The following is a 24,580-nucleotide window of genomic DNA, read 5'->3' on the forward strand; positions in this document are numbered from 1 at the left end:
TCGCTTAAGGCTATTTCCATCGCGGATGGCTATCACGTGACAGAGGGCCACCACTTGCCTCAGGGGTATGACCAGTGTGAGTCACTTCACTATGCCCGCTGGCAGCATGGTGCCGGGCGGGCGTTTTGTAAATTCAGAGTGACATTTGTCAGGGAGTAAAGCGAATGCATTAGACTAATTAACACTTGCTTTACGTTCGCGTAAACGTCACAGTGCTGTTATTTGAGCAATCAAAGGCTTTCTGTGATAGCGACAGGAGGCAGATACAAGCAATCGGAGTGGTTATGAGCACTGAAAAGGATATTGTGATTGTGGCGGCCAGGCGCACCCCTATGGGAGGCTTTCAGGGCAGTTTGGCCACTGTACCTGCGCCGCAACTGGCAGCGACAGCCATTAAAGGGCTAATGACTGACACTGGTATTGCCGGTGAGTTGGTGGACGAGGTGCTGATGGGCTGCGTGTTGCCAGCTGGGCTTAAGCAGGCACCGGCCAGACAGGCAACACTGGGTGCAGGGCTGTCACTGAGCGTTGGTGCCACTACCGTCAATAAGGTGTGCGGCTCAGGCATGAAAACCGTGATGCTGGCTCATGATCTGGTGAAAGCCGGCAGTGCTGAACTGGTGATTGCCGGTGGCATGGAGAGCATGAGTCAGGCGCCGTATCTGCTGGATAAAGCCCGTGGCGGTATGCGCATGGGGCATGGCAAGGTGCTTGATCATATGTTCCTTGATGGTCTGGAAGACGCCTACACAGGCGGCGCCATGGGCACCTTTGCGCAGAAAACCGCAGATGATTTTGGCATCAGCCGTGAGCAGATGGATGCGTTTGCGCTGTCATCACTGCAAAAGGCCATTACCGCGATTGCCTCCGGTGCTTTCAATCAGGAAATTGTGCCTGTCTCTGTGGCTGCCCGTCAGGGCGAGCTGGTTATCGATACCGATGAGCAGCCGGGCAATGCCCGCCCGGAAAAGATTCCAACCCTGCGTCCGGCGTTTGCCAAAGATGGCACCATCACGGCCGCCAATTCCTCATCCATTTCCGATGGTGCGGCGGCGCTGATGGTCACCTCCCGTGAAAAGGCGGCTGAGCTTGGGCTGGACGTGCTGGCAGTGATCCGTGGTCACACTACTCATGCCCAGGAGCCTGCGGCCTTTACCACAGCGCCGGTTGGCGCCATGAACAAGCTGTTTGCCAAAACTGGCTGGAGCAAGGATGAAGTAGATCTGTATGAGATCAACGAAGCCTTCGCCATGGTCACCATGCTGGCCATTTCTGAGCTGGGGCTGGATGAAACTAAAGTGAATGTGCATGGCGGCGCCTGCGCCCTGGGTCATCCCATCGGCTGCTCCGGTGCCCGTATTCTGGTGACCCTGATCCATGCCCTGCGCAATCAGGGGCTGAGGCGCGGTGTTGCCAGTCTGTGTATCGGTGGCGGCGAAGCCACGGCCATGGCAATCGAGATTGAATAACCCGCAGGGCTGCATCGTGACGCGATGCGGCCCTGTTTCTTTGGCAAGTTTTTCCCGGCTACCGGTCAACTTCCAGCGGGTTGAAGGCCACAGGGAACGCGAATAATCAACAGGACCAGAACATGACCACGCTAATCAACCATTACATCGACGGCGAATTTACCCAGGGTAACGGCACCCGTCAGATCACAGTCACCAACCCGGCCAACAACCAGCCAATCGCCCACATTAATTGTGCCACCGATGATGAAGTACATGCTGCCATCAAAAGTGCCAAAGCCGCCTTTGCCAGCTGGAAAGAAACGCCGGTATCCGAGCGTGCCAGGGTGATGCTGCGCTACCAGCATCTGCTTAAAGAACACCATGATGAACTGGCGACCATACTGGCCAAGGAAACCGGTAAAACCTTTGAAGATGCCAAAGGTGATGTGTGGCGCGGCATTGAAGTGGCCGAGCACGCCTGCAATATCGCGTCTTTGCTGATGGGCGAAACCGTGGAAAACGTCGCCCGTAAAATTGATACCTACAGCTACACCCAGCCTTTGGGCGTCTGCGCCGGCATTACCCCGTTTAACTTCCCGGCGATGATCCCGCTGTGGATGTTCCCGCTGGCCATTGCCTGCGGCAATACCTTCGTACTCAAGCCCTCCGAGCAGGACCCCATGACCCCGCTGCGACTGGCTGAACTGTTTGAACAGGCCGGTGCCCCCAAAGGTGTGCTGCAGCTGGTGCATGGTGACAAGAGCGCAGTGGATATTTTGCTGACGCATCCTGATATCAAGGCGATCTCTTTCGTCGGCTCTGTGGGTGTCGGCCAGTATGTGTACAAGACAGGCACTGACCACCTCAAGCGGGTACAGGCATTCGCCGGTGCCAAAAACCACAGTGTGATCATGCCTGATGCCAATAAAGAGCAGGTGCTCAACAACCTGGTGGGGGCCTCTGTGGGCGCGGCAGGTCAGCGCTGCATGGCGATTTCGGTGGCGGTGTTTGTCGGCAAGGCCAAAGAGTGGATCCCTGAGCTGAAAGAGCGTCTGGCGGCGGTTCGTCCCGGATTGTGGGATGACAAAGAGGCAGGTTACGGCCCGCTGATCAGCCCACAGGCCAAGGCAAGGGTGCTGGGCCTGATCGCCAAAGGCAAGGAAGAAGGCGCTGAGTGTCTGCTGGATGGCTCAGACTTTACCGTTGAAGGGTATGAGTCAGGTAACTGGGTGGGGCCGACCATGTTCACCAAGGTCACCCCTGAGATGACCATTTACCGGGAAGAAATTTTTGGCCCGGTACTGTGCTGTGTGGAGTCGGACTCACTGGAAGACGCGATAGCCCTGGTCAATGCCAGCCCTTATGGCAACGGCACTTCTATCTTCACCGCCAGCGGCGCTGCCGCCCGTAAATACCAGCACGAAATCGAAGTGGGTCAGGTGGGTATCAACGTACCCATTCCTGTCCCCCTGCCGTTTTTCTCGTTCACCGGCTGGAAGGGCAGTTTCTATGGCGATCAGCACGCCTATGGCAAGCAGGCGGTGCGTTTTTTCACTGAAACCAAAACCATTACCGCCCGCTGGTTCGAGGATGATATTCCGTCCGGCCCCAATATGACCATTGCCCTGCGCTGATGGATGTCAAACGGGATGCTGTCAGGCATCCCGTTTGTTAAAAAGATACCGGCTTCAGCAGAGCTGGAGCGCAAAGATACAAGCCAAGGATACAAGCAACAGGAGTTGTCAGATGAATTTCAATCTCAACGAAGATCAGCGTCAGTTTGCCGAACTGGCCCGTCAGTTTGCCGCCGATGAGCTGGCGCCTCACGCCGCCCGCTGGGATGAAGAGCATTATTTTCCCAAGGAAGTGATCCATAAAGCCGGGGAGCTGGGCTTCTGCTCTTTGTATTCACCGGAAGGTGAAGGTGGCATGGGACTGAGTCGTCTGGATGCGGCCATCATCTTTGAAGAGCTGGCCATGGGCTGTACGGCCACCACCGCCATGCTCACCATTCACAATATGGCGACCTGGATGATCACTACCTGGGGCAGCGAAACCCTGCGCGCCGAGTGGAGCGAAGCCCTGACGACCGGGCAGAAACTGGCGTCCTACTGTTTGACTGAACCCGGCAGCGGCAGTGATGCCGCATCGCTGCAGACCAAAGCGGTGCGCGAGGGGGATGAGTATGTGATTTCCGGCTCCAAGATGTTTATCTCAGGCGCCGGTGCCACTGAAATGCTGGTGGTGATGTGCCGCACCGGGGCTGAGGGCCCCAAAGGCATTTCTGCCATCGCGATCCCCGCCGATGCGCCCGGGATTGTGTATGGCAAGGCCGAGCACAAGATGGGCTGGAATGCCCAGCCCACCCGATTGGTCACCTTTGAAGCCGTGCGGGTGCCCGTGTCCAACCTGCTGGGGCAGGAAGGTCAGGGCTTTACCTTCGCCATGAAAGGGCTGGATGGCGGCCGCATCAATATCGCGACCTGCTCGGTGGGCACGGCGCAGGCGGCGCTCGACAGAGCCACTGAGTATCTTAAAGAACGCAAGCAATTTGGTAAGCCGCTGGCGGCTTTTCAGGCGCTGCAGTTCAAGCTGGCGGATATGGCCACTGAGCTGGTGGCCGCGCGTCAGATGGTGCGGCTGGCTGCGTTCAAGCTTGATAACAGAGATCCGGAGGCCACCGCCTATTGCGCCATGGCCAAACGTTTTGCCACCGATGTCGGCTTTCAGGTGTGTGATGCCGCGCTGCAGTTGCATGGCGGCTATGGCTACATTCGTGAATATCCGCTGGAGCGCCATTTCCGCGATGTGCGGGTGCACCAGATCCTCGAAGGCACCAACGAGATTATGCGCCTGATCATTGCCCGCCGTCTGCTCGATGAGCATGTGGGTGACATTCGCTGACCGGCGTTGGCCGCCGGAGCCGCGTGACGGCTCAGGTTGGTCTCTGTAAATAGACTCGCCCCCGTGGCAATGCCCGAATTTAAGGACGCAAGCAGCATTTAAGGAAGTAAGCATGACCCAATTGATTGAACGCATTGAAGGCCACACGGCCATTTTGACCATCAGCAATTCACCGGCCAATACCTGGACTCAGCAGGGCCTGTACAACCTGAGAAACAAAATTCTCGAGCTGGATGCCGACCCTGAAATCTATGCGCTGGTGCTGACCGGTGAAGGCGACAAGTTTTTTTCCGCCGGTGCCGATCTCAAACTGTTTGCCGACGGTGACAAGGGCAATGCCGCCACCATGGCGATGGCCTTTGGCGAAGCCTTTGAAACCTTAAGTGCTTTTCGGGGTGTGTCGATTGCCGCCATCAACGGTTATGCCATGGGCGGCGGGCTGGAAGTGGCGCTGGCCTGTGATATCCGTATTGCCGAGACGCAGGCGCAGATGGCACTGCCGGAAGCCACTGTGGGCCTGCTGCCCTGCGCCGGTGGCACTCAGAATCTGACGGCGCTGGTGGGCGAAGGCTGGGCCAAGCGCATGATCCTTTGTGGTGAACGTATCAAGGCGGACAAGGCTGAACGCATCGGGCTGGTGGAAGAGGTGGTCGATACCGGCCTGGCGCTGGAAACCGCCATTGAGCTTGCCGCCAAAGTGGCCAGTCAGAGTCCATCCAGTGTCGCCGTGTGCAAGCAGCTTATTCAGGCCGGACGCGCCATGCCGCGTACTCAGGCGTTGCCGCTGGAGCGTGAACTGTTCATCGGTCTGTTCGATACTGAAGATCAGGCCGAAGGCGTCAATGCCTTCCTGGAGAAGCGCAAGCCACAATGGAAAAACTGCTGAGGTAAGCATGATGGGTAAAGTAGTCTTTCAAACCCTGGGATGTGAGGGCGGCAAGCAGATAGGTGTAGCTACCCTGAATGTGGAACAGGCGCTCAACGCGCTGGATCTCGATATGGTGCGGCTGCTGACCCTGCAGCTCAAAGCCTGGCAACTGCAGGATGAAATTGCCTGCGTGGTGCTTGATGGCGCCGGCGACAAGGCGTTTTGTGCCGGTGGCGATGTACGCGCCATTACCCAGGCGTCACTGGCGTCACCCGGCGAGATATCGCCAGCGGCAGCGACCTTTTTTACCGAGGAATATCAGCTCGACTATCTCATCCATGAGCTGGGCAAACCTGTGCTGGTTTGGGGCGATGGCATCGTCATGGGCGGCGGTCTGGGGCTGATGGCTGGCGCCAGTCACCGTGTCGTAACCCAGACTTCGCGTATCGCCATGCCTGAGGTCACCATTGGCCTGTATCCGGATGTGGGCGGCAGTTATTTTCTCAATCGCATGCCAGGCAAAACCGGCCTGTTTCTGGGGCTGACCGGTTACAACATGAATGCTGCCGATGCTCTGTATGTGGGACTGGCGGATGTGGCCATTGACCGAGATAACAAAGAGCCACTGTGGGATGCGCTGGCAGAAGTGCACTGGCAGGATGAGGCTTCAGACAACCGCGAACTCTTGACCGCTGTGCTGGGGCGGTTTGCTGACAGTGCGCTGCAAACCGGCAGTCAGTTGCACGCTAATCAGCATCGCATCGATGCATTGATGGCTGGCAGCATAGCGGATATTCACACCAGGCTGAGTCTGCTTGAGACTGATGACAGTTGGCTCAAGCGGGCCCGCAGCACCTTTCTGGCTGGCAGCCCGCTCAGCTGGAGGCTGATTGACGCGCAGATGCAACTGGGCGCACAGATGAGTCTGGCCGAGTGTTTTCGTACAGAGCTTGGCTGGAGCGTCAATTGCTGCGCCTATGGGGATTTCTGTGAAGGCGTCAGGGCGCTGCTGCTGGATAAGGATAAAAATCCCCGCTGGCAGTTTGCCACCCTGGACGAGGTCACTGACGCTGCTCTTGGCAAACTGACCCGCTCGCCCTGGGATGCGAACAGTCATCCACTGCGTGGGCTTTAACCGCTTCGCATGGTAATGATCAACGGAATGGAATACGGCCTTGCGGCCCAACACACAGACAAAGGAGAACCCCAATGGCCACGGTAGCATTTATTGGTTTGGGTAATATGGGCGGCCCGATGGCGGCCAATCTGGTTAAGGCTGGCATGACAGTGACAGGGTTTGACCTGAATCCGGCGGCGCTCAAGGCACTGACCGACGTTGGTGGTCTCAGTGCCAATACTGCCTGCGGCGCCGCGGCCGGGGCTGATGTGGTGATTACCATGTTGCCGGCGGGCAAACATGTGCGTGGTCTCTATCTTGGTGACAACAGCGCTGACAGCAGTGGCGATGGCAGTAACAAGGGCCTGCTGGATGTGGTTGGTAAAGATACTTTGCTGATTGACTGCTCCACCATTGATGCCCAAAGTGCTCGCGCAGTGGCTGCGGCCGCGGCCGAAAAGGGGCTGGAGTTTATCGATGCGCCGGTATCCGGCGGCACAGCAGGCGCGGCAGCCGGAACCCTGACCTTTATCTGTGGTGGCAGTGACTCTGCCTTTGCCCGGGCACAAACTGTGCTTGAGGCGATGGGCGCCAATATATTCCACGCCGGTGGCGCGGGCGCCGGCCAGATTGCCAAAATCTGCAATAACATGCTGCTGTCTGTGCTCATGGTTGGCACCAGTGAAGCTTTGTCCCTTGGTATAGATAATGGTTTGGATCCCAAGGTGTTATCCGACATCATGAAGGTCAGCAGTGGTGGTAATTGGACGCTGGATAAATATAATCCCTGTCCCGGGGTGATGGACAATGTGCCATCCTCAAAAGGGTATCAGGGCGGCTTTATGGTGGATCTGATGGTCAAGGATCTGGGATTGGCGATGGATGCCTCACTGGCCAGCCAATCCAGCACGCCCATGGGGGCACTGGCCCGCAGCCTGTATGTCAGCCATGCCCGGAGCGGCCACGGCAAGCGGGATTTCTCCAGTATTTTTGAGCAGTTTGCGGTGCCTGCCAACGACGAATAAACCGAATTACGTACAAGAATTGAGGATAAGCGGATGGATTTGAAAGATAAGGTAGTCGTCATCACAGGTGGCGCAGGCGGATTGGGTCTGGCCATGGCCCAGGAATTTGCCGCAGCCGGTGCGCGTCTGGCGCTTATCGATGTGGATCAGGACAAGCTGGAAAACGCCTGTGCTGATCTGGGTGCCAGCCATCCTCACACCGAGGTGCAGGGCTATGCGCTGGATATCACCGACGAAGAGGACGTGGTGGCCGGTTTTCAGTACATTCTGGAAGACCTGGGGCAGGTCAATGTGCTGGTCAACAATGCCGGTATTCTGCGTGACGGTATGCTGCTGAAAGCCAAAGACGGTGAAGTTACCGACCGCATGTCGCTGGCGCAGTTTCAGTCGGTGATCAATGTCAATCTGACCGGCAGCTTCCTGTGCGGCCGTGAAGCGGCGGCAGCCATGATCAACTCAGCTCAGCAGGGCATCATCATCAATATCTCCAGTCTGGCCCGTGCCGGTAACATGGGGCAGAGCAACTATGCTGCCTCCAAGGCCGGGGTTGCTGCCATGTCTGTGGGCTGGGCCAAAGAACTGGCGCGCTACGGCATTCGCAGTGTGGCGGTAGCGCCCGGTGTAATTGAAACCGAAATGACCGCTGGCATGAAGCCAGAAGCACTGGCGCGTTTGGAGCAGATGGTGCCGGTTGGGCGTCTGGGCAAGCCTGTGGAAGTGGCCAAAACCGTGATGTTTGCGGTAGAAAATGACTACATCAATGGACGGGTTCTGGAAGTTGATGGCGGCATCCGTCTCTAAGTTTTGTGCTTAAAAGCGAGGCAGGGCATCTCTTTCCCGCTCACTGTGTTGCCGGCTCCTCATGTAGCGTTGCTAAACATAGGTCGCCAGCGCCTTGCTGGCAGAAAAAATCTGCACCTGCAAGTTAGCTGAAAGTTGTGGATGCGCGAAGCGATAAAAGCTTGCCAGTTGAATTGAAAATGCCCGGAATATCCGGGCATTTTTGTCTCTGCAAACCGCCTCTTTGGCGGAAATGGTATTTTGAAAACTGAAGTGTTCGCGTTGACTTCTGCGGATGACCGCTGATGTGTTTATCTGAGGCAGACCTGAGTGGGGCGTGCGGTTTATCAACGGTTTAGATCCGCGTAATGGACGCTTTCGGCACTGACGTAAATGCCGCAATGATGCGCGAGTACACCGCCGCGTCGTTCAATGCTCGCAACGTCAGTGCTCCGTTGATAGGTTTTGGGCACTATTTAACTTGGTCGGCTGGGTGCTCTACACCATTGTAAGTTGGTATATTGCTGATTTTCAGTGGATTAATTCCTTCAAGGCAGGCCACATTAAAACCATATTGTTGTGGATTTGAGCGCCGTTGGTGATGGGTATAGATACCGCAGTGGCCACAGAAATAATGTTTCGCGGTTTTGGTGTTGAACTGGTAAAGCCTCAGGCTGTCGGCCCCTCTGAGGATGCGGATGGCAGCAAGTGGAACCGACGCGACAATCGCGCCTCTGCGCCGGCAAAGCGAGCAGTCACATCGGCGCACATCGACAAGTCCCACGGGCAATTGAAGCTCAAACTGCACCGCACCACAATGGCAGCTGGCCTGATGGCGCGGCTGAATGATAACACCGTCTACTTCGGTCAGAGTCAGCGTCATATCGGCTCCTTTAATGATGTTGCTCAAAGGCGAAGGTACGCAGGTTGCGTTAGCCTGTGCAGATATCCCTGAGTCATGGCTATCAACCAGCTGAGCTTGCTTTTTATACCTGCCTTTTTACCAACCTTTTCGGTCAACGTTTTTTACAACAAGATTTTTTGCAACCCTGCAGCTCAAACTAGCCGTAAAAACAGGTGGTGTGAATCTTCTTTGAGCGTTGAGCTTTAGCTGCGCGGATTCTCATTCGGGTCGTTTGGACCCGGGCCATTCCCCCAGGGGGCGTGACTTGTGGTGATTGTTTGGGACGATAGCGAGCTGTTGCCCGTGATTTGGAGGCAACAGCAAAGGAGCGCCGGACCGACAGGGTCAGAACGCTCCTGCTGAATGTTGCTGTACCTGAAGTGGGGCTATCGACTATGTCCTTATCGATGGCATGCCGCTTACGTTGAGGATGGCGCCGTTAAAGTTTGATGGTATCTGTGTAAAACAGTGCCAGCGCCAGCACGTCCAGCACCAGCAGTATTGCCAGGTACAACAGCTCTTTTCGACAAAACAGTGGCTTACCATTTTTCAGCTCTTTTCTGGACCAGATATACACAGGTAAACCAAGAGTCAGCAGCAGTGGGATCATCACCACATATTGCATGCCACCGGCATAGAACATGAACAGACAGAAAATAAAGCCAATGATACCGCTCAGCAGCGCCATTTTGCGGCCTTGCGGGGCATATTGATCGAATTTCCCGTTAAGACACATTTTGCACAGAAACAGGGTACTGGTCAGGTACGCCGGCAGTACCATTACCGTGGTGATACTGAGCATGGTATTCCAGGCATTGTTGGCAAAGTAAACCAGCAACATGGCGGCCTGCATAACAAAGCTGCTGACCCAGAGCGAAACGGAGGCGGCATCTTTGCTGTTGGTGATGGCAAACTCTTTGGGGAAGGTACCATGCTGCGCTGCCACAAAAGGGATCTCTGCGCACAGCAATGTCCAGGCCAGCCACCCGGCCAGTACCGAGATGATAAGCCCAATGTTCATCAGCCAGGAGCCCCAGTGGCCAACGACCATTTCCAGCACACCCGCAGTGGATGGATTGGGAATGTTTGCCAGCACATGTTGCGGCGCCAGCCCGAAAGGCAGAATAGAGAGCAGAATATAAAACAGCAGGGCAATCAAAAAGCCGATAAGCGTCGCTTTACCCACATCCTGTTTGTTTTTAGCCCGGCCGGAGAGCACCACTGCGCCTTCCACACCGATAAAGGCCCACAGGGCGACGATCATGGGCGACATAATCTGCCCACCCAGTCCCCCCAGCGGTGCCTGGGTGGCGGTATGCACCTGTCCCCAGATGTCAGTGGTCAGTTGGTGATAGTTCAGCGCAGCGCCGACCACAAAGGTGAAGATGACCAGCGGCACCAGTTTGCCTATGGTTCCCAGCGTGTTGACAAAGCCGACAACCTTGACGCCGGACAGCACCAGGAAGTTATAGCCCCAGATCAGAATTGAGCCGCAGATAACCGAGGTGAGGTTATTGCCGCCGGTGAACACTCCGGGCATGAAATAGTTCATCGAATCCATCAGGATAACGGCAAAAGCCACGTTACCGAATGAGGTCATCAACCAATAACCCCAGGCAACATTAAAGCCGACAAAGGGACCGAACCCTTCACTGGCGTACATGTAGATGCCGGCCTGCAGATCCGGACGGGTGTCAGACAATATCCTGAAAGTATTGGCAATAAAGTAAACGCCAAAGCCGGTAATGAGCCAGGCGATAATCACAGGTCCGATGGCAGAATGCTGTGCCATATTCTGCGGCAGGCTGTATACACCGCCGCCCAGCATCGAGCCAACCACGATGGCGACAAGCGCCAGCATGCCTAATTTGCCGTTGGATGTTCCTTTGGAGGAGTCTTCTTGTGACATGGTGTACCTCGTTGTTCCGTCAGGTAACAAGCGGGCCTGTCAGGCAGGCTGCAGGCCCGGATGGTGCTAAGGCCTGCACTCAGTCTGGGGCTGGCAGGATTGTTGATCTTCAATGATGGCCCGGACGTGATAGTTGCCCTGGTCATCGACTTTGACGCCGTGAATTTCATGCTCAAATCCAGGGAACTGGCGATCGAAACTTTGCAGTGCCAGCAGGTAGCTGACAATCGCGGCATTGTCGCTGGCAACGCGTTCACCGGGCATCAGCACAGGAATTCCGGGAGGGTATGGCACCAGCATGCTGGCGGCGATACGTCCGCCGAAGTGACTGACGGGAATCGACTCAGTCTGGTATCTGACGACTTTCTGGTAAGCCTCAGCGGGTGACATGACTGGCTGTGGCACTGTGTTGACGGCTGCTGCCAGATGTTCCAGCAATTTCAGCTCACTCATTTGCCTGTGCATCAAATCACACAGTTCTTTCAGGCTCAGGTTCCGGTAGATGGGGGAGGCATCGCGCAGTGACGGAATGGCTTCACATGCCGCAACACCCGAGTCATAAAGTCGTTTGAACTCGGCCAGACTTTCTACCAGCGTGCCCCACTTACCGCGGGTGGTGCCGACGGAAAACAGGATCAGCAGCGTGTAGTCGCCGGTGCGGGCAATCTCGGTGTGGCGGGAGTCGAGGAACTTGGCCACCACATAGCCGGGGATACCCTGAGACTGATGTTCACCGGCTGGCGTGACCCCCGGACAGGTAATGGTGACTTTCACCGGATCCAGCATACAGTCGGTATCTTCAATATCCTCCCTGGCAAAACCGTGCCACTCATCGTCGGCAAGCAGTTGCCAGCATGCCGGAGAAGCGCTGAGCAGCGCCGCCGGAGCCTGTTCAAAATCAAAGGTTTCACCTGTGTTGGGGTCGGTCACCTGAGTGGGCTGCAGTACATCAAAGAACCAGTTTGGAACGGTATCCTGAGCGGCAAACTGACGCTTTATCCTGACCACGGCTTTACGAAACTCGATGGCATCATCCAGCGATTCCTGCATCAAAGAGCGACCGGAATCGCCCTCCATCATGGCAACGGCCACATCCATGGAGGCGATGATGGGATAGAAGGGAGATGTGGTGCCGTGCATCATAAAGGCGTCGTTGAAGTCCTCATAGTTGACCGGCGCGCGGGCAGAGGGTTTGACGTGGATCATCGATGCCATGGACAGTGAAGGCAGCATCTTGTGGGTGGATTGCACGGCAAACAGAGTTGGACGATCTGGCTGATCGTCCTCTATTCCCATGGCATAGCGGCCCTGATACAGGGGATGGAATTTGGCATAGGCGTACCAGGCTTCGTCAAAATGCAGTCTGGGTACACTTTGTCCCAGATTGCTGGCGACCTGTCCGGCGTTATAACAAAAACCATCATAGGTGCAGTTGGTGACCACTGCATAAGTGGGTTTGGGATGACTGGCATCCTTGACCAGCGGACTGGCATCCAGCAGCGCCTGAACGGCTTCGGGAGTCATACGTCTGTTGGGGATGGGGCCAATCATGCCGTAACCGTTTCGGGTTGGCTGCAGGTAAACCGGACGTGCTCTGCAGAGTGTAAGTCCGTGATTCAATGATTTGTGACAGTTTCGGTCCACCAATGTGATTTCATCTGCGCCCACGGCGCCCTGGGAAACAATCCGGTTGGATGCGGAAGACCCGCCAACACAATAAAATGTCCATTTGGCACCAAATAATTTCGCCGCCTTTTGTTCCGACAGATAGGGAACACCGGTATGTTCGAGATAATCCCCCATTTCACCGGTGGCGACCCCAATATCGGAGCGCAACATATTTTCACCGTAGAAATTCAGGAATTCCGCGCCGACAGGATGTTTGGTATAAGCCATACCACCCATATGTCCCGGGCAGTCCCAATAATAATCACCGGCTTCAGTAAACTCTTTCAGCGTTTTAAAATATACTGGCAATAATTGCTGGTAATATTGCTGCACCGCAGTATTGATACGGTTGGCGGTAAATGCCGGGGTTTCAGAATAGAGATATATGTATTCTTTGACTTGCTGAATAACGTCCAGCGGTAATTGATTAACAACATCCTGCTCAGCAATCAAAAATATCGGTAATTGTGGATTGCGCTGACGAATCTGGGTTAATAACGAGATAGACTGAGATGGCATTGTGGTTTGCTGCTCATCCCACAGTAACAGCAGTGCACTGTAGTGATGGCTGCCGGTGATTTTCTGCAAACCATCCTCAATGGATCTGGCGTAATGATTTTGAAACCCGAGGGCCTGCGTTGCGTCGCACAATTGCTGCAAAGTCGTCAACGCCAGACCATCATCTTCATGCATGTGCTCATTGGCAACAAATAAAATATTACGGTTGGCTTTCATCATTTATTCCATAGCAAAGGGTTATCTTTGACTCGATATCAATGACAGACAGCACCACACTATGGTTAAAAATGAAAACTATACACTGAATCAGAAATCAAAAATAAAATGCAGGATATTCAGTGATATCATTTTGCCACGATTAATCCGCCATTGAACTGGATAATACATCAATAGTTAATGCCTGTTGGTACAGTTAAGTACACAACAGCATTGAGCATAGTCCTCTAAATAAAAATAGGTAGTGGGCGAATAATTAATTAGTGTCAATGTTTAACTATTATTCCAAAGGGCAGGGGAGAATGTTACCCGGGGGTGTTGATTGGTGAGTAGTTCAGGATTAATGCAAATATAACTTTAGCTCTTGCTGAATCAATTGCCGGCCCAATAAATAGTGCAGCGAACAACGATAGCAGCATCATTGAGAATACACAGTCACAAATCAGTTACGCAATCTGGGGCTTTTCTGTCACAATTGGCGCGACCAAAAAATAGGGGAGAATTGAGTTTGTCCTTTGCTGATAGCCTGGAGAAATGGACCCGCCGTATGTTGCTGGTGGTGGGTATTGCGGGAGTTGCGGTGATTTACGGCGGCTTTCTTTATCTGTTTTTCAGTGGGCGGGATACTTCGGGGATTCCCTGGTTTTTTCTGCTCAGTCCCTGGATTTGCATCTTTTTCGGGCTGTCGGACGCCGGGCAGCGCAGCGCGCTTGCCTGGCTGCTGGCAAAGTTCAAACGTTGATTAATGATTGCTGCAGCTGAGCCCATTGATGATGGCGCACTCTGTACTTTCATCTCCGCTGCATTCATCAACCAGGGCTTTCAGCTCTTTTTTCAGAGTGTTGAGTTTGCGGATCCTGGTATCGACTTCAGCCAGATGTGCCATGGCCAGTCTTTTTACCTCGGCGGAAGTGCGCGCCTGATCATTGCGCAGTGACAGCAAAGCCTGACAATCTTCCAGTGAAAATCCCAGCTCGCGGCAGTGGTGCACGAACTGCAGCGCCGCAATATCCTGCTCGCGATAGACCCGATAGCCGTTGTCGCCCCGCTGGGCGGTGATCAGGCCAATATCGTGGTAATAGCGGATGCTTTTGATGGTCATACCGGTACGTTTGGCCACTTCACCGATTTTCATTCAGATCCCTTTTCAACCATTGGGTTAGTGTATTTTTGAGCCGGGCTGCAAACCCCTTTAAAAAGAGGCTTGACTCTCCAGTTGGGGGAGACTTTACTCTTGCTCCATCTAAAGTTCAATGGCCCGGCAGATGCCGGGGGAGTAAAGCATGGGACAGGTTTTCCATATCGCCAATATGAACTGTGGCAGTTGTATCCGTAAAATCACCGCACTGTTTACCAGTGAAGCCGATAAACTGAGCTTTGATTTGCCATCCAAAACACTCACCTATACAGGCGGCCTGAGCAGTCAGGCGGTTGCCGAACGCTTGAATGACGCCGGTTATCAGGCGCAGCACATGACTGCCGATGGCGAGCATATCCCTGAAGGTAAAGCGGACACTGGCAAGGGTTCTGCTGCGACAAGCAAGCCATCAGCATCGCTGGTATTAAACCCTGTGTCAGCCATGGCCGGTGCTGCACCTGTCATCAAACTGAGCGGTGCGCTGGCGCCTCATGATCAGGTTAAGCCTGCTGTACCTGAGAGTGTTGTGCCCAAGATTGGTCTGCCAGCCGGTGCGCAGCGCACCCAGTCCATAGAGTGCATAGAGCGCGTGCCTTCGGTAATTCTGACCATCAGTAATATGCGCTGTGGTGGCTGCGCCGGTCGTATTCGCGCGCTGTTTGATAAGTTGCCCGGTATTGAAGCCGAAACTGAGGTGGAAGGTAAATCCCTGCGTCTTTATGGCGAGATAAGCCCGGGTGAAGCCAAAGCGCGCTTATATATTGCAGGCTATGAACCGGTCGAAAACGATAAGGCTGAAGCGATACCGCAAGGCACCGAGGTGAACGCGGCTGTCTCCGCGGACAAGAGTGCTGCGGCGATGCGAATTTTTGCGGTGCCGGATATGACCTGCGCTCACTGTCAGGCCAGTATTGAAAAAGCATTTGCAGCGCTGGCAACCGATACCGGCAGTACCGTTGAGGTGACAGTGGATCTGACGGCCAAAACTGTTGCAGTGCGCTCGACACTTGCCGATATCACTTTGCTCGAAACCTTTGACAGCGCCGGATATCCTGCCAGCCTGTTGCCGGCAAATGCCGGACACTCAACAAGTGCTGCTGACACTGCCAGCGCTTCGCAGACGGCAAGTGAGCGTCAGCAGGCGCAGGTGAACAACAGCCTTGAGCCAAATACAAACAGCCCTGAGCCAGGTAAATCAAGCCCTGAGCCAGAGCAGAAAAGCCCAGTGCAGAAAAGCCCAGCGCAAACGGATAACCGCGCGCTGGCCGATGCCATGACCTTTTATGTGCCGGACATGAGCTGCGCCTCCTGCGTGGCAAAAATCGAGAAGGCTTTTGATGATGGCAGTGCCGTGGTCAATCTGGCAGATAAGCAGGTACAGGTGGCCGGCAGTTTGTCTGCCGATGATGCCATTGCCCGTATTGCTTCAGCCGGTTACCGGGCAGAGTTGGTGGTCGATGCCCGTGAGGCGGCAGCGCAAAAGCAGCTGAACGACAAAAAAGAGTACCGGACGCGCATGATAGAAGCGGCGCTGGGCCTGGGGCTGGGTATTCCACTGATGCTCTGGGGACTGGCCGGTGGTGAGATGATGATTAACTCGCCCTCGCTGCAGCTTGGCTGGGGTATAGTGGGGGTCATTACCGGGATTTTGCTTGTTACCACAGGTAAGCACTTTTACCAGGGCATGTGGCGGGCGCTGAAAGTCGGCAGCTCCAACATGGATACCCTGATTGTGCTGGGCACCACCACGGCCTGGCTTTACTCCATGCTGGTGGTGTTGTTCCCTCAGTACTTCCCGGCCAGTACCCGTCATGTGTACTTCGAGGCCAGTGTGATGATCCTGGGGCTGATTAACCTTGGCCATGCGCTGGAGCTGCGGGCCCGGGGCAAAACCAGTGAAGCGGTGCAAAAGCTGATTGGGATGCAGTCCACCACGGCGATTCGGGTGACGGCAAAGGGTGATGAGGAAGTGGAAATCAGTGCGCTGCGTATTGGTGATCGCCTGAGATTAAAGCCCGGAGCCAGAGTGGCACTGGATGGCAGCGTGGAATCAGGCTCCTCGGCGCTGGATGAGTCCATGCTGACCGGCGAACCTGTGCCTGTGATGAAACACTCCGGCGACAGCCTGAGTGCCGGTACGGTCAACGGCAATGGCGTACTGGTTTACCGGGTCACCGCGCTGGCGGGGGACACCAAACTGGCGAAGATCATCTCGCTGGTACAGCAGGCGCAGACCTCCAAAATGCCCATCGGTCGCCTGACCGACAAGATTGCGGCTTACTTCGTGCCTGTGGTGGTGGTCATTGCGCTGCTGTCCAGTGTGATTTGGTATCTGGCAGGTCCGGCACCGGCCTTGTCACATGCGCTGGTGGTGCTCACCAGTGTGCTGATTATCGCTTGTCCCTGCGCGCTGGGGCTGGCAACGCCCATGTCTATCATGGTGTCAGTGGGCCGCGCCGCGCAGATGGGCGTGCTGGTCAAGAACGGTGAAGCGCTGCAAACCGCATCCAAAGTAGACACTGTGGTGCTGGATAAAACCGGCACAGTCACCCTGGGTAAGCCGCAGGTGACAGATATGCTTGTGCTCAACCAGGTGATTGGTGAGGCGCTTGACGAAACCGCTTTGTTGCAGGCCATCGGCTCGCTCGAGCAACACTCGGAGCATCCGCTGGCATCCGCCATGGTGGCCAGGGCCAAAGAGGCCGGGATAACGCTGCAGGAACCGGAGCAGTTTGACAATCATCAGGGGCGGGGCATTACCGGCGAGATCAACGGCGCGCGTTGGGCCATTGGTAACGCCAAGTTGATGCAGCAACAGAGTGTCACCGGCCTTGAGGGCGTTGAACCTCAGCTGGCAAATTGGGCCAGTGCCGGGAAAACCCCTGTCTATGTGGCGCTCAATGGTCAGCTGGCCGGGATGATAGCCATCAGCGATCCGGTCAAAGAAGATGCCGCCGAGGCGATAGCCGTGCTCAAAAAACAGGGGATCCGGGTGGTGATGCTGACCGGTGACAATGAGAAAACCGCCAGGGCAGTAGCTGCCATGGTGGGCATTGATGAGGTGATCGCCAATGTGCTGCCGGATGAAAAGCAGGCTCAGGTGCTGAAACTCAAATCTGAGGGGCGGATTGTCGCCATGGTCGGTGATGGTATTAACGATGCGCCGGCACTGGTCAGCGCCGATGTGGGCATTGCGATGGGCAGTGGCACTGAGGTGGCCATTGAAAGCGCTGACTTTACCCTGCTGTCCCATAAGTTGACGACTCTGGGTGATGCGCTGGCGCTGTCCCGGGCCACCATGGCCAACATCAAACAGAATCTGTTTGGCGCCTTTATTTACAATACCCTGGGTATTCCTGTGGCGGCCGGTGTACTGTTCCCGCTAACTGGCATTCTGCTCAGTCCTGTGGTGGCTGGCGCGGCGATGGCGCTATCCTCCCTGACTGTGGTCACCAACGCCAACCGGCTGAAAGTGGTCAAACTGCGCTGAACTGAATTGCCGGTATTGATTGCGTTAACCCATGCCAAAACCCGCCATTGATGGCGGGTTTTGGCTTTTTGTTGCCCCGGAACTTTTCTGCTGCTCAGGCTCTGTTATACTCTCGCCGATTTTTCACTGGTGATCTGGCTCTGATTTTTCGTCACTGAGCAGGCGATGATGTATCAAGGGTGAGTTGACTCACATAGGCGGTTTTAAACAATGAACACAAATGGCGTTGAAATCTTCACTCCCGGCGCGGCGACCAGCAAGCCGATGACTGCTGCGCCGGTGGCACTGGCAGACAACAAACTGGAGCTGCTGGCACCGGCCAAGAATGCCGATTTCGGTATTGAAGCCATTCGTCACGGTGCCGATGCCGTGTATATCGGTGCCCCTGCCTTCGGTGCCCGTCATACCGCCGGTAACAGCGTGGCCGATATCGCCCGGTTATGTGAATTTGCCCATCGTTACCATGCTCAGGTGTTCGCCACGGTAAACACCATTTTGCTGGACAGTGAGCTGGACGACGCCCGTGCGCTGATTTGGGAGCTGTATGAAGCCGGAGTGGATGCCATTATCGTGCAGGATCTGGGACTGCTTGAGCTGGATTTGCCGCCAATTGCCCTGCATGCCAGTACCCAGATGGACAACCGGGTGCCGGAAAAGGTGGCGTTTCTGGAACATGTGGGCTTCTCTCAGGTGGTGTTGGCGCGGGAGCTGAGTCTTGAGCAGATCCGCGCGGTGGCCAGTGAAACTCAGGCGCGGCTGGAATTTTTCATCCACGGCGCCCTGTGTGTGGCGTTCAGTGGCCAGTGCTACATTTCCGAAGCCTATACCGATCGCAGTGCCAACCGCGGTGAGTGTTCGCAGCAGTGCCGTATGCCGGGCAATCTCAAGACCCGTCAGGGCGAGGTGATTGCCACCAATGACCATATGCTGTCGCTCAAGGACAACAACCAGACGGATAACCTCGAAGCACTGATCGACGCCGGCATTCGCTCCTTCAAGATTGAAGGTCGCCTTAAAGACGTCAACTATGTCAAGAACGTCACGGCTCACTACCGGCAGAAGCTGGATGAGATCATCGCCCGCCGCCCCGAGCTGCAGGCATCCTCCCATGGCCGTTGCAGCTATACCTTTGTGCCGGATCCGGACAAGAGCTTTAACCGTGGCAAGACAGATTACTTTGTCCATGATCGCAAGCCGGGTATCGCCGATTTCCGTACCCCCAAGTATCTCGGGGTGGAAGTGGGTAAGGTCAGCCACATAGGCAAAGACCATATCGTGGTGGACTCAGATGCGGTATTTCAGAACGGCGATGGTCTGGGCTTTTTTGCCCGCAATTTTGAAAAAGCCCGCTTGTCCGATGACAAGCTGACCGGTTTTCGGGTCAACCGCGCCGAAGGCAATGTGCTGTATCTCAAGATGATGCCCAAAGATCTGCGTGTTGGTGTGACCTTATACCGCAACCGGGATCAGGCATTTGAAGCGCTGCTGGCCAAAGAGTCGGCTGAGCGGCTTATTCCGGTGGACTTTGCTCTGTCGGCGACCGCCACTGGACTGGCGCTGGTTGCTGCTGACAGGCACGGTCACTCAGTCCAGGTGAGTGCGGATTTCGATAAACAGGTGGCCAAAGATATCGCCCGTAACTGTGAGGGGCTGCGCAAGAACCTCGGCAAATTGGGCGGCACAGACTTTATGCCCGGCCGGGTGGAGTATGGCGATGCCGCCGAGGTATTTGCGCCGGCATCCGTAATAAACCAGCTGCGCCGCGAGGCCATCGATGCCTTGAGTCAGGCCCGGGTTGCGGGTTATCAGCGGCCCACTCCCTGGCAGCGGGATGACAGTGTGCGTTATCCCCAGCGCAGCCTGACCTATCTGGGTAATGTATCCAACCAGAAGGCCAGGGATTTCTACACCCGCCATGGCGTGGTATCTATCCGTGATGCTTATGAAGTGCGGCCGGTGAAGGGCGATGCGCCTTTGATGATCACCAAACACTGCATTCGTTACAGCTACAACATGTGCCCCAAAGAGGTGCCGGGCCTGAAAGCCGAGCCGCTGGAAATGGAGTTGGGTGGCAAGCAGTTCAAGCTGGTGTTTGACTGCCATAAGTGCGAGATGCTGGTGGTGGGGTGATCCCGCTGACGCAGCGCAGCGATTAAACGAAATTGATATTGAAGCCGACCGGAATCACCTGTCGGCTTTTTTTATATTTGTGCAAAAACAGTCGATTTCAGTGGATAATAATTCCACAGCTTGTTGATTTTGCAGTCTGGTGTTCTGATCTTTTTCTTCTTTCAAATGAATCCGTTGGGGTTAATAGATAAAAAACCGATATAAAAACGATCTGGAAACAGTTTGTGCTCCTTTCACTCCCATGTCTGATGGATTCCGGGCAGGAAAGTCCACCCCGCCCGATAACAATCATATTGATTCACAGTTAATTGTGAGGGAGGAACAAGACAGTGAAATACTTAAGTTCAGGCATGCTGGCACTGATGATGATGTACTCAGGGAGTTCATTGGTTCAGGCAACAGAGGACAGCGACAACACCATTAAGGTCAGGTTTCTGGTGGCCGCTGAGGAAAAAGACGGAACGGGCGCGCAGGCAACCGAGGAGATGCTGGCGCAGGGTATTGAGCAACTGAATCTGGGATATCAGGAGATGGGGCTGCAGTTTTCCCTGGGTGATACCCTGTACATCACCAACGAGGAGGTGCCAGGTTTTCATAATCCGGATGATGGCTGGGATACTGATGAAGAGGAGCTGCTGAGGCCCTTCTTCGCGCTGGACAGTTACAACATCATAGTGACCGAGCTTTCCGGTAAAAACGGTCACGCCTGGTGGCCCTATGAGGCAACGGATGCGGTAGAGGTTGACCCGGTTGATCTGGTCAGAACCACGCCTGTGCATGAAATTGGTCACAACCTGAGTCTGCTGCATACCTATCAGGGTAAAAATGACGGTCCCATTTCGCTGCTGGAAGGGCTGGAGGGCTGGAAATACGGTGACAAAGTCATAGATACCCCGGCAGATCCGGACCGTGATGATCTGATTGAAAACTGCGTCTACAGCGGTGATGTGCTGGATGAGGAGGGGGTGCCCTATGCGCCGGATGCCGCCAACTTTATGAGTGGCGGCAGCAACAAGTGCCGGACCCATTTCTCGCCCCAGCAACAGGCGCGGATGCAGCGCATACTGTCTACTGACAAGTACCACTTGCTCAACACCTACGGCATGGACAGGGCACTGCCAACCTGCAGTAATACCAGCTCAGTGACGGCGTATCCCCATCACGAAGGTTTCAACATCAACGAAGCGGTCGCCCCATTTCCCTGGGTTCAGGATGTCAAAAACAACCGGTTCAACTGGCGCTTTGACAGCGATACTTCATCCTCCCGTACCGGGGCTGATGAGCCGGTGGATGGTCACAGCTTTATCCATGTCGATACCAGTAATATGGAGCCCTTTATCACGGCCGGCGATCATGTGGCCATGCTCAGTCCCTGTTATGACTTTACCCGTGTCGTAGCGCCCTCTATGAGTTTCTATTTCAACATGTATGGTGCGCACATGGGCAATCTGGCGATGCAGGCCAGTATCGATGATGGCCAGTCCTGGCAGCCAATCTGGCAGATGGATGGACCTCAGCATACGGATGGCGACTGGGAGCTGGCACAGGTGGATCTGTCCGGATACACAGGCAAGAAGGTGCAGTTCCGTCTGGATTATCAGGTTGATGGCGAAAAAGGGGATGCCTCGGTGGATGCGATTACTCTGGACGCCAACTATCCGCCGGTGGCCGACTTCACGGTCGAGACTCAGGGGCTTAGGGCGAGTTTTCAGAGCACCTCCAGCGATGAGGATGGTGAGTTACTGAGTTATCTATGGGATTTCGGTGATGGCAGCAGTGCCGATAGCGAGCAGGCAAACCACAAATTTCACCGCGCCGGAGACTATCAGGTCAGCCTGACGGTCACTGATGAGGATGGCCTGAGCGATACCCGGGTGCAGACAGTGTCGGTGCCCAATCACGGTAATAAGCAAAAGCCGGTGGCCGTTATCCGTCACATTGATATGAGGTTTATTCAGCTGTTTATCTCACAAAGCTATGATCCTGATGGTTATATAAAATCTCACAAATGGAAGTTCAACAACGGCTCACGCATTAATGGGCCGGTGGCGGTGATATTTGGCCACAGAGCATCAAAAGTGAAGCTGGAAGTGACAGACAACGATAACCTCAAAGGTAAAGCCAAACTCAGATTCTGATTGGCGGGAGTATAATCATGTCAGGGCCGGATATGCGCTTGTCGGCCTTAAGCCTGTGCTCAGTTTTTCAGTCCGCACCTGTCACATGAGGCCACTGGGTGATTTGGTGATTAGTGAAAGGTGCTTTTTTTGTGAAAAGTGCGGTTTGTGAAAGGTACGGTATCGCTGGCCGACGAGCTGCGCTGCTACCTGTGCTGATGCCCTTTGAGCCCGTTGACTAAACAGGCTCCTCATCAGGGCCTGCATCGTCAAAGCGCGGCAGGCCGTCGTCCAGATGAAGCCAGCTGAGCTGACTTTGACACCAGATATGATATTCAGGCCGGATGGCTTCTGCGTCATCCAATGAGCTCAGAGTCACATCCACCATGGCAGGATTTACCTGCGCGCGAAAGGCGATTTGGGTGCCGCAATAAGGGCAAAACTCCCGCTGATATTTGTGGCTTGAGGCATAAGTGGCAATGTCTCCCCGGGTGTAGCAGAGGCTGTCGTTGCTCATGGTCAGCCAGCCGACCACAGGTGCGCCGCTGGAGCGCTGGCAAATACGGCAGTGGCACAGTCCCGCATCAATTAACCGCCCATCCAGCCGGTAACGGATATGGCCGCACAGGCAGCCACCTGTCAGTTGTATCGCCCTGTCTGTCATCGTCAGCTTCCTTCCATTATTTAATGTGCCAGGCACTGTGCATCCGATTTGATCTGGCAGTTCACCGCTGCAGCCGGATTACTGAATCAGTGTCTGCCTTTTTGGATGAGCCGACAAGCGGGCACAAAAAAGCCAGTCCGGGGACTGGCTTTATGGCAGTAACACTCGCGGGTGTTATTCCCGCTCTGTCATCACTTCGCGGGAGAAGACTTTCTCACAGTATTTGCACTTGAGCTGGATATCACCGTCTTTAACCGATACGCCGAAGTGGCTTTCAACTGCAGGCTCCACATGGGTGATGCAGTTGGTGTTGGCGCAGCCAAACACGCCTTTGATGTAGCCCGGCAGGGTCACCGGCAGTTTGGCAACAACCTGATAGTTTTCAATCTTGTTGACCGTGGCCTGTGGTGCCAGCAGCGCCAGACGTTGTGCCTGGGCCTCGTTGAACATCACGTTTTCAATCTTGATCAGATCTTTTTTGCCCAGCGCCGAAGAGGGCAGGTTCAGGCCAATGGTGACCCGCTCAGCGGTATCATCCAGCTTGAACAGCTTGAGAACCTTAAAGCCGATATTGGCAGGAATATGGTCGATAACAGTACCGTTTTTAATGGCTTCTACTTGCAAATGGTTATCTTTGGTCATGGTTATCGCTCCCTTAAATCTCTTCGTTCAGTACCAGTGCCAGCAATGCCTGGCGGGCGTAGACGCCGTTTTCTGCCTGCTGGAAGTAGTAGGCGTAAGGGGTGCGGTCCACATCGACGGTGATTTCGTCCACCCTGGGCAGCGGGTGCAGGACCTTGAGGTTATCCTTGGCACCTTCCAGTGTCTGGCTCGACAGAATATAAGCTGACTTGATGTGGGCGTATTCCGACTCATCGAAACGCTCTTTCTGAACCCGGGTCATGTACAGGATGTCCAGCTCCTGCATCACTTCTTCCATGCTGGCGTGGATGCTGTACTCCATACCGGCTTCCTTGACCTGATCCAGAATATAGTCAGGCATGGCCAGTACATCCGGGGCGATAAAATAGAAGCGGTTGTTGTTGAACTTGGTCAGTGCCTGGGTCAGTGAGTGCACGGTGCGGCCATATTTGAGGTCGCCCACCATGGCGATATGCAGATTGTCCAGCCGGCCCTGGGTTTCATAGATGGTGAACAAGTCCAGCAGCGTCTGTGATGGGTGCTGGTTGGCTCCGTCACCGCCGTTGATCACCGGCACGCCGCCGGAGAACTCAGAGGCCAGACGGGCTGCACCTTCGCGGGGATGGCGCATCACAAAGGCATCCACATAGGAGGAGATGACCCGCACTGAGTCAGCCAGGGTCTCGCCTTTCTTGCCGGCTGAGGTATTGCCTGCATCGGGGAAACCAATCACCCGGCCACCCAGACGCTGAATGGCAGTTTCAAAGGATAGACGGGTTCGGGTTGACGCTTCAAAGAAGCAACTGGCGATCACCTTGTGTTGCAGCAGAGTGGGTCTTGGCTCGGCTTTGATTTGGCCGGCGGTGGCTACCACCAGTTCCAGTTCTTCCCGTGAAAGTTCAGGAATCGACAGTATGTGCTTGTTGTAGAGCGGATTAGGCATAGTTCTTATCCTTTGTTTTTTGACCCAAAAAAAAGCCTCCGAACAGGGAGGCTTATTTATTCAGTGACTGAAGCAAATACCCGAATCCACCGGCG

18 protein-coding genes and 1 pseudogene are annotated in these 24,580 nt (G+C 54.9%); 12 read left to right on the forward strand and 7 right to left on the reverse strand.

Annotated features, from left to right (window positions below):
* Positions 1–284 precede the first annotated feature (284 nt).
* The 7 genes from ACRRUX_RS12110 to ACRRUX_RS12140 all read left to right on the forward strand — a co-directional run bounded on the left by ACRRUX_RS12110 (position 285) and on the right by ACRRUX_RS12140 (position 8,166).
* A complete protein-coding gene (locus ACRRUX_RS12110; RefSeq protein WP_432530616.1) occupies positions 285–1,469 on the forward strand; it encodes a thiolase family protein in 1,185 nt (394 codons plus the stop codon).
* Between the two features lie 122 nt (positions 1,470–1,591).
* Positions 1,592–3,085: a CoA-acylating methylmalonate-semialdehyde dehydrogenase gene (locus ACRRUX_RS12115; RefSeq protein WP_432530618.1), complete on the forward strand. Its 1,494-nt coding sequence runs from the start codon at positions 1,592–1,594 to the stop codon at positions 3,083–3,085.
* Between the two features lie 112 nt (positions 3,086–3,197).
* Positions 3,198–4,355, forward strand: a complete 1,158-nt coding sequence (locus tag ACRRUX_RS12120; RefSeq protein ID WP_432530620.1) for an acyl-CoA dehydrogenase family protein — start codon at positions 3,198–3,200, stop codon at positions 4,353–4,355.
* A 112-nt stretch (positions 4,356–4,467) separates the two neighbouring features.
* Positions 4,468–5,241 (forward strand): enoyl-CoA hydratase, encoded by a 774-nt coding sequence (locus ACRRUX_RS12125; protein WP_432530622.1) that lies wholly within the window; start codon positions 4,468–4,470, stop codon positions 5,239–5,241.
* A 7-nt stretch (positions 5,242–5,248) separates the two neighbouring features.
* Positions 5,249–6,358 (forward strand): enoyl-CoA hydratase/isomerase family protein, encoded by a 1,110-nt coding sequence (locus ACRRUX_RS12130; RefSeq protein WP_432530624.1) that lies wholly within the window; start codon positions 5,249–5,251, stop codon positions 6,356–6,358.
* A 74-nt stretch (positions 6,359–6,432) separates the two neighbouring features.
* Positions 6,433–7,365 carry a 3-hydroxyisobutyrate dehydrogenase gene (gene mmsB, locus ACRRUX_RS12135; protein ID WP_432530626.1) on the forward strand — a complete coding sequence of 311 codons (933 nt, stop codon included), beginning with the start codon at positions 6,433–6,435 and terminating at the stop codon, positions 7,363–7,365.
* Between the two features lie 33 nt (positions 7,366–7,398).
* Positions 7,399–8,166, forward strand: coding sequence for an SDR family oxidoreductase (locus ACRRUX_RS12140; RefSeq protein ID WP_432530628.1), 768 nt, complete (start codon positions 7,399–7,401; stop codon positions 8,164–8,166).
* 451 nt (positions 8,167–8,617) lie between these two features.
* Here the strand turns inward: ACRRUX_RS12140 and ACRRUX_RS12145 are convergent, their stop codons facing one another.
* The 3 genes from ACRRUX_RS12145 to ACRRUX_RS12155 form a co-directional block, all read right to left on the reverse strand.
* Positions 8,618–9,028: a GFA family protein gene (locus tag ACRRUX_RS12145; protein ID WP_432530630.1), complete on the reverse strand. Its 411-nt coding sequence runs from the start codon at positions 9,026–9,028 to the stop codon at positions 8,618–8,620.
* Positions 9,029–9,488: 460 nt separating this feature from the next.
* Entirely contained in the window at positions 9,489–10,958 is a 1,470-nt protein-coding gene (locus ACRRUX_RS12150; RefSeq protein ID WP_432530632.1) for a basic amino acid/polyamine antiporter, read from the reverse strand.
* 66 nt (positions 10,959–11,024) lie between these two features.
* Positions 11,025–13,364 carry an Orn/Lys/Arg decarboxylase N-terminal domain-containing protein gene (locus ACRRUX_RS12155; RefSeq protein ID WP_432530634.1) on the reverse strand — a complete coding sequence of 780 codons (2,340 nt, stop codon included), beginning with the start codon at positions 13,362–13,364 and terminating at the stop codon, positions 11,025–11,027.
* A 544-nt stretch (positions 13,365–13,908) separates the two neighbouring features.
* Between ACRRUX_RS12155 and ACRRUX_RS12160 the strand changes: the two genes are divergently transcribed.
* Positions 13,909–14,103: a hypothetical protein gene (locus tag ACRRUX_RS12160; RefSeq protein WP_432530699.1), complete on the forward strand. Its 195-nt coding sequence runs from the start codon at positions 13,909–13,911 to the stop codon at positions 14,101–14,103.
* Here ACRRUX_RS12160 and cueR read toward each other — a convergent pair whose 3' ends face one another.
* Positions 14,104–14,496 (reverse strand): Cu(I)-responsive transcriptional regulator, encoded by a 393-nt coding sequence (cueR, locus tag ACRRUX_RS12165; protein ID WP_432530636.1) that lies wholly within the window; start codon positions 14,494–14,496, stop codon positions 14,104–14,106.
* Positions 14,497–15,358: 862 nt separating this feature from the next.
* Between cueR and ACRRUX_RS12170 the strand changes: the two are divergent.
* From ACRRUX_RS12170 to ACRRUX_RS12185, 4 genes and pseudogenes are all read left to right on the forward strand, one after another.
* Positions 15,359–15,538: pseudogene (locus tag ACRRUX_RS12170) on the forward strand (heavy-metal-associated domain-containing protein); the annotation flags it as partial.
* A 234-nt stretch (positions 15,539–15,772) separates the two neighbouring features.
* Positions 15,773–17,989, forward strand: a complete 2,217-nt coding sequence (locus tag ACRRUX_RS12175) for a heavy metal translocating P-type ATPase (protein WP_432530701.1) — start codon at positions 15,773–15,775, stop codon at positions 17,987–17,989.
* A 210-nt stretch (positions 17,990–18,199) separates the two neighbouring features.
* Complete coding sequence (locus ACRRUX_RS12180; RefSeq protein ID WP_432530638.1) at positions 18,200–20,119, forward strand: peptidase U32 family protein; 1,920 nt, start codon at positions 18,200–18,202, stop codon at positions 20,117–20,119.
* Positions 20,120–20,448: 329 nt separating this feature from the next.
* Complete coding sequence (locus ACRRUX_RS12185; protein WP_432530640.1) at positions 20,449–22,257, forward strand: PKD domain-containing protein; 1,809 nt, start codon at positions 20,449–20,451, stop codon at positions 22,255–22,257.
* A gap of 217 nt (positions 22,258–22,474) precedes the next feature.
* On the opposite strand, the gene ACRRUX_RS12190 is transcribed toward ACRRUX_RS12185, so the two are convergent.
* The 3 genes from ACRRUX_RS12190 to pyrB form a co-directional block, all read right to left on the reverse strand.
* Positions 22,475–22,900, reverse strand: a complete 426-nt coding sequence (locus tag ACRRUX_RS12190; protein ID WP_432530642.1) for a GFA family protein — start codon at positions 22,898–22,900, stop codon at positions 22,475–22,477.
* Between the two features lie 174 nt (positions 22,901–23,074).
* Positions 23,075–23,542, reverse strand: coding sequence for an aspartate carbamoyltransferase regulatory subunit (gene pyrI, locus ACRRUX_RS12195; protein WP_432530644.1), 468 nt, complete (start codon positions 23,540–23,542; stop codon positions 23,075–23,077).
* Positions 23,543–23,555: 13 nt separating this feature from the next.
* Positions 23,556–24,485, reverse strand: coding sequence for an aspartate carbamoyltransferase (pyrB, locus tag ACRRUX_RS12200; protein ID WP_432530645.1), 930 nt, complete (start codon positions 24,483–24,485; stop codon positions 23,556–23,558).
* Positions 24,486–24,580 lie beyond the last annotated feature (95 nt).

This window comes from Shewanella sp. GXUN23E (assembly GCF_050865035.1).
Taxonomy (GTDB): domain Bacteria; phylum Pseudomonadota; class Gammaproteobacteria; order Enterobacterales; family Shewanellaceae; genus Shewanella.

Bases quoted from the DNA above. Each gene is read 5' to 3' on its own strand.
- ACRRUX_RS12110 (WP_432530616.1), top strand. From the start codon at position 285: ATGAGCACTGAAAAGGATATTGTGATTGTGGCGGCCAGGCGCACCCCT.
- ACRRUX_RS12115 (WP_432530618.1), top strand. From the start codon at position 1,592: ATGACCACGCTAATCAACCATTACATCGACGGCGAATTTACCCAGGGT.
- ACRRUX_RS12120 (WP_432530620.1), top strand. From the start codon at position 3,198: ATGAATTTCAATCTCAACGAAGATCAGCGTCAGTTTGCCGAACTGGCC.
- ACRRUX_RS12125 (WP_432530622.1), top strand. From the start codon at position 4,468: ATGACCCAATTGATTGAACGCATTGAAGGCCACACGGCCATTTTGACC.
- ACRRUX_RS12130 (WP_432530624.1), top strand. From the start codon at position 5,249: ATGATGGGTAAAGTAGTCTTTCAAACCCTGGGATGTGAGGGCGGCAAG.
- mmsB (WP_432530626.1), top strand. From the start codon at position 6,433: ATGGCCACGGTAGCATTTATTGGTTTGGGTAATATGGGCGGCCCGATG.
- ACRRUX_RS12140 (WP_432530628.1), top strand. From the start codon at position 7,399: ATGGATTTGAAAGATAAGGTAGTCGTCATCACAGGTGGCGCAGGCGGA.
- ACRRUX_RS12145 (WP_432530630.1), bottom strand. From the start codon at position 9,028: ATGACGCTGACTCTGACCGAAGTAGACGGTGTTATCATTCAGCCGCGC.
- ACRRUX_RS12150 (WP_432530632.1), bottom strand. From the start codon at position 10,958: ATGTCACAAGAAGACTCCTCCAAAGGAACATCCAACGGCAAATTAGGC.
- ACRRUX_RS12155 (WP_432530634.1), bottom strand. From the start codon at position 13,364: ATGATGAAAGCCAACCGTAATATTTTATTTGTTGCCAATGAGCACATG.
- ACRRUX_RS12160 (WP_432530699.1), top strand. From the start codon at position 13,909: ATGTTGCTGGTGGTGGGTATTGCGGGAGTTGCGGTGATTTACGGCGGC.
- cueR (WP_432530636.1), bottom strand. From the start codon at position 14,496: ATGAAAATCGGTGAAGTGGCCAAACGTACCGGTATGACCATCAAAAGC.
- ACRRUX_RS12175 (WP_432530701.1), top strand. From the start codon at position 15,773: ATGACCTTTTATGTGCCGGACATGAGCTGCGCCTCCTGCGTGGCAAAA.
- ACRRUX_RS12180 (WP_432530638.1), top strand. From the start codon at position 18,200: ATGAACACAAATGGCGTTGAAATCTTCACTCCCGGCGCGGCGACCAGC.
- ACRRUX_RS12190 (WP_432530642.1), bottom strand. From the start codon at position 22,900: ATGACAGACAGGGCGATACAACTGACAGGTGGCTGCCTGTGCGGCCAT.
- pyrI (WP_432530644.1), bottom strand. From the start codon at position 23,542: ATGACCAAAGATAACCATTTGCAAGTAGAAGCCATTAAAAACGGTACT.
- pyrB (WP_432530645.1), bottom strand. From the start codon at position 24,485: ATGCCTAATCCGCTCTACAACAAGCACATACTGTCGATTCCTGAACTT.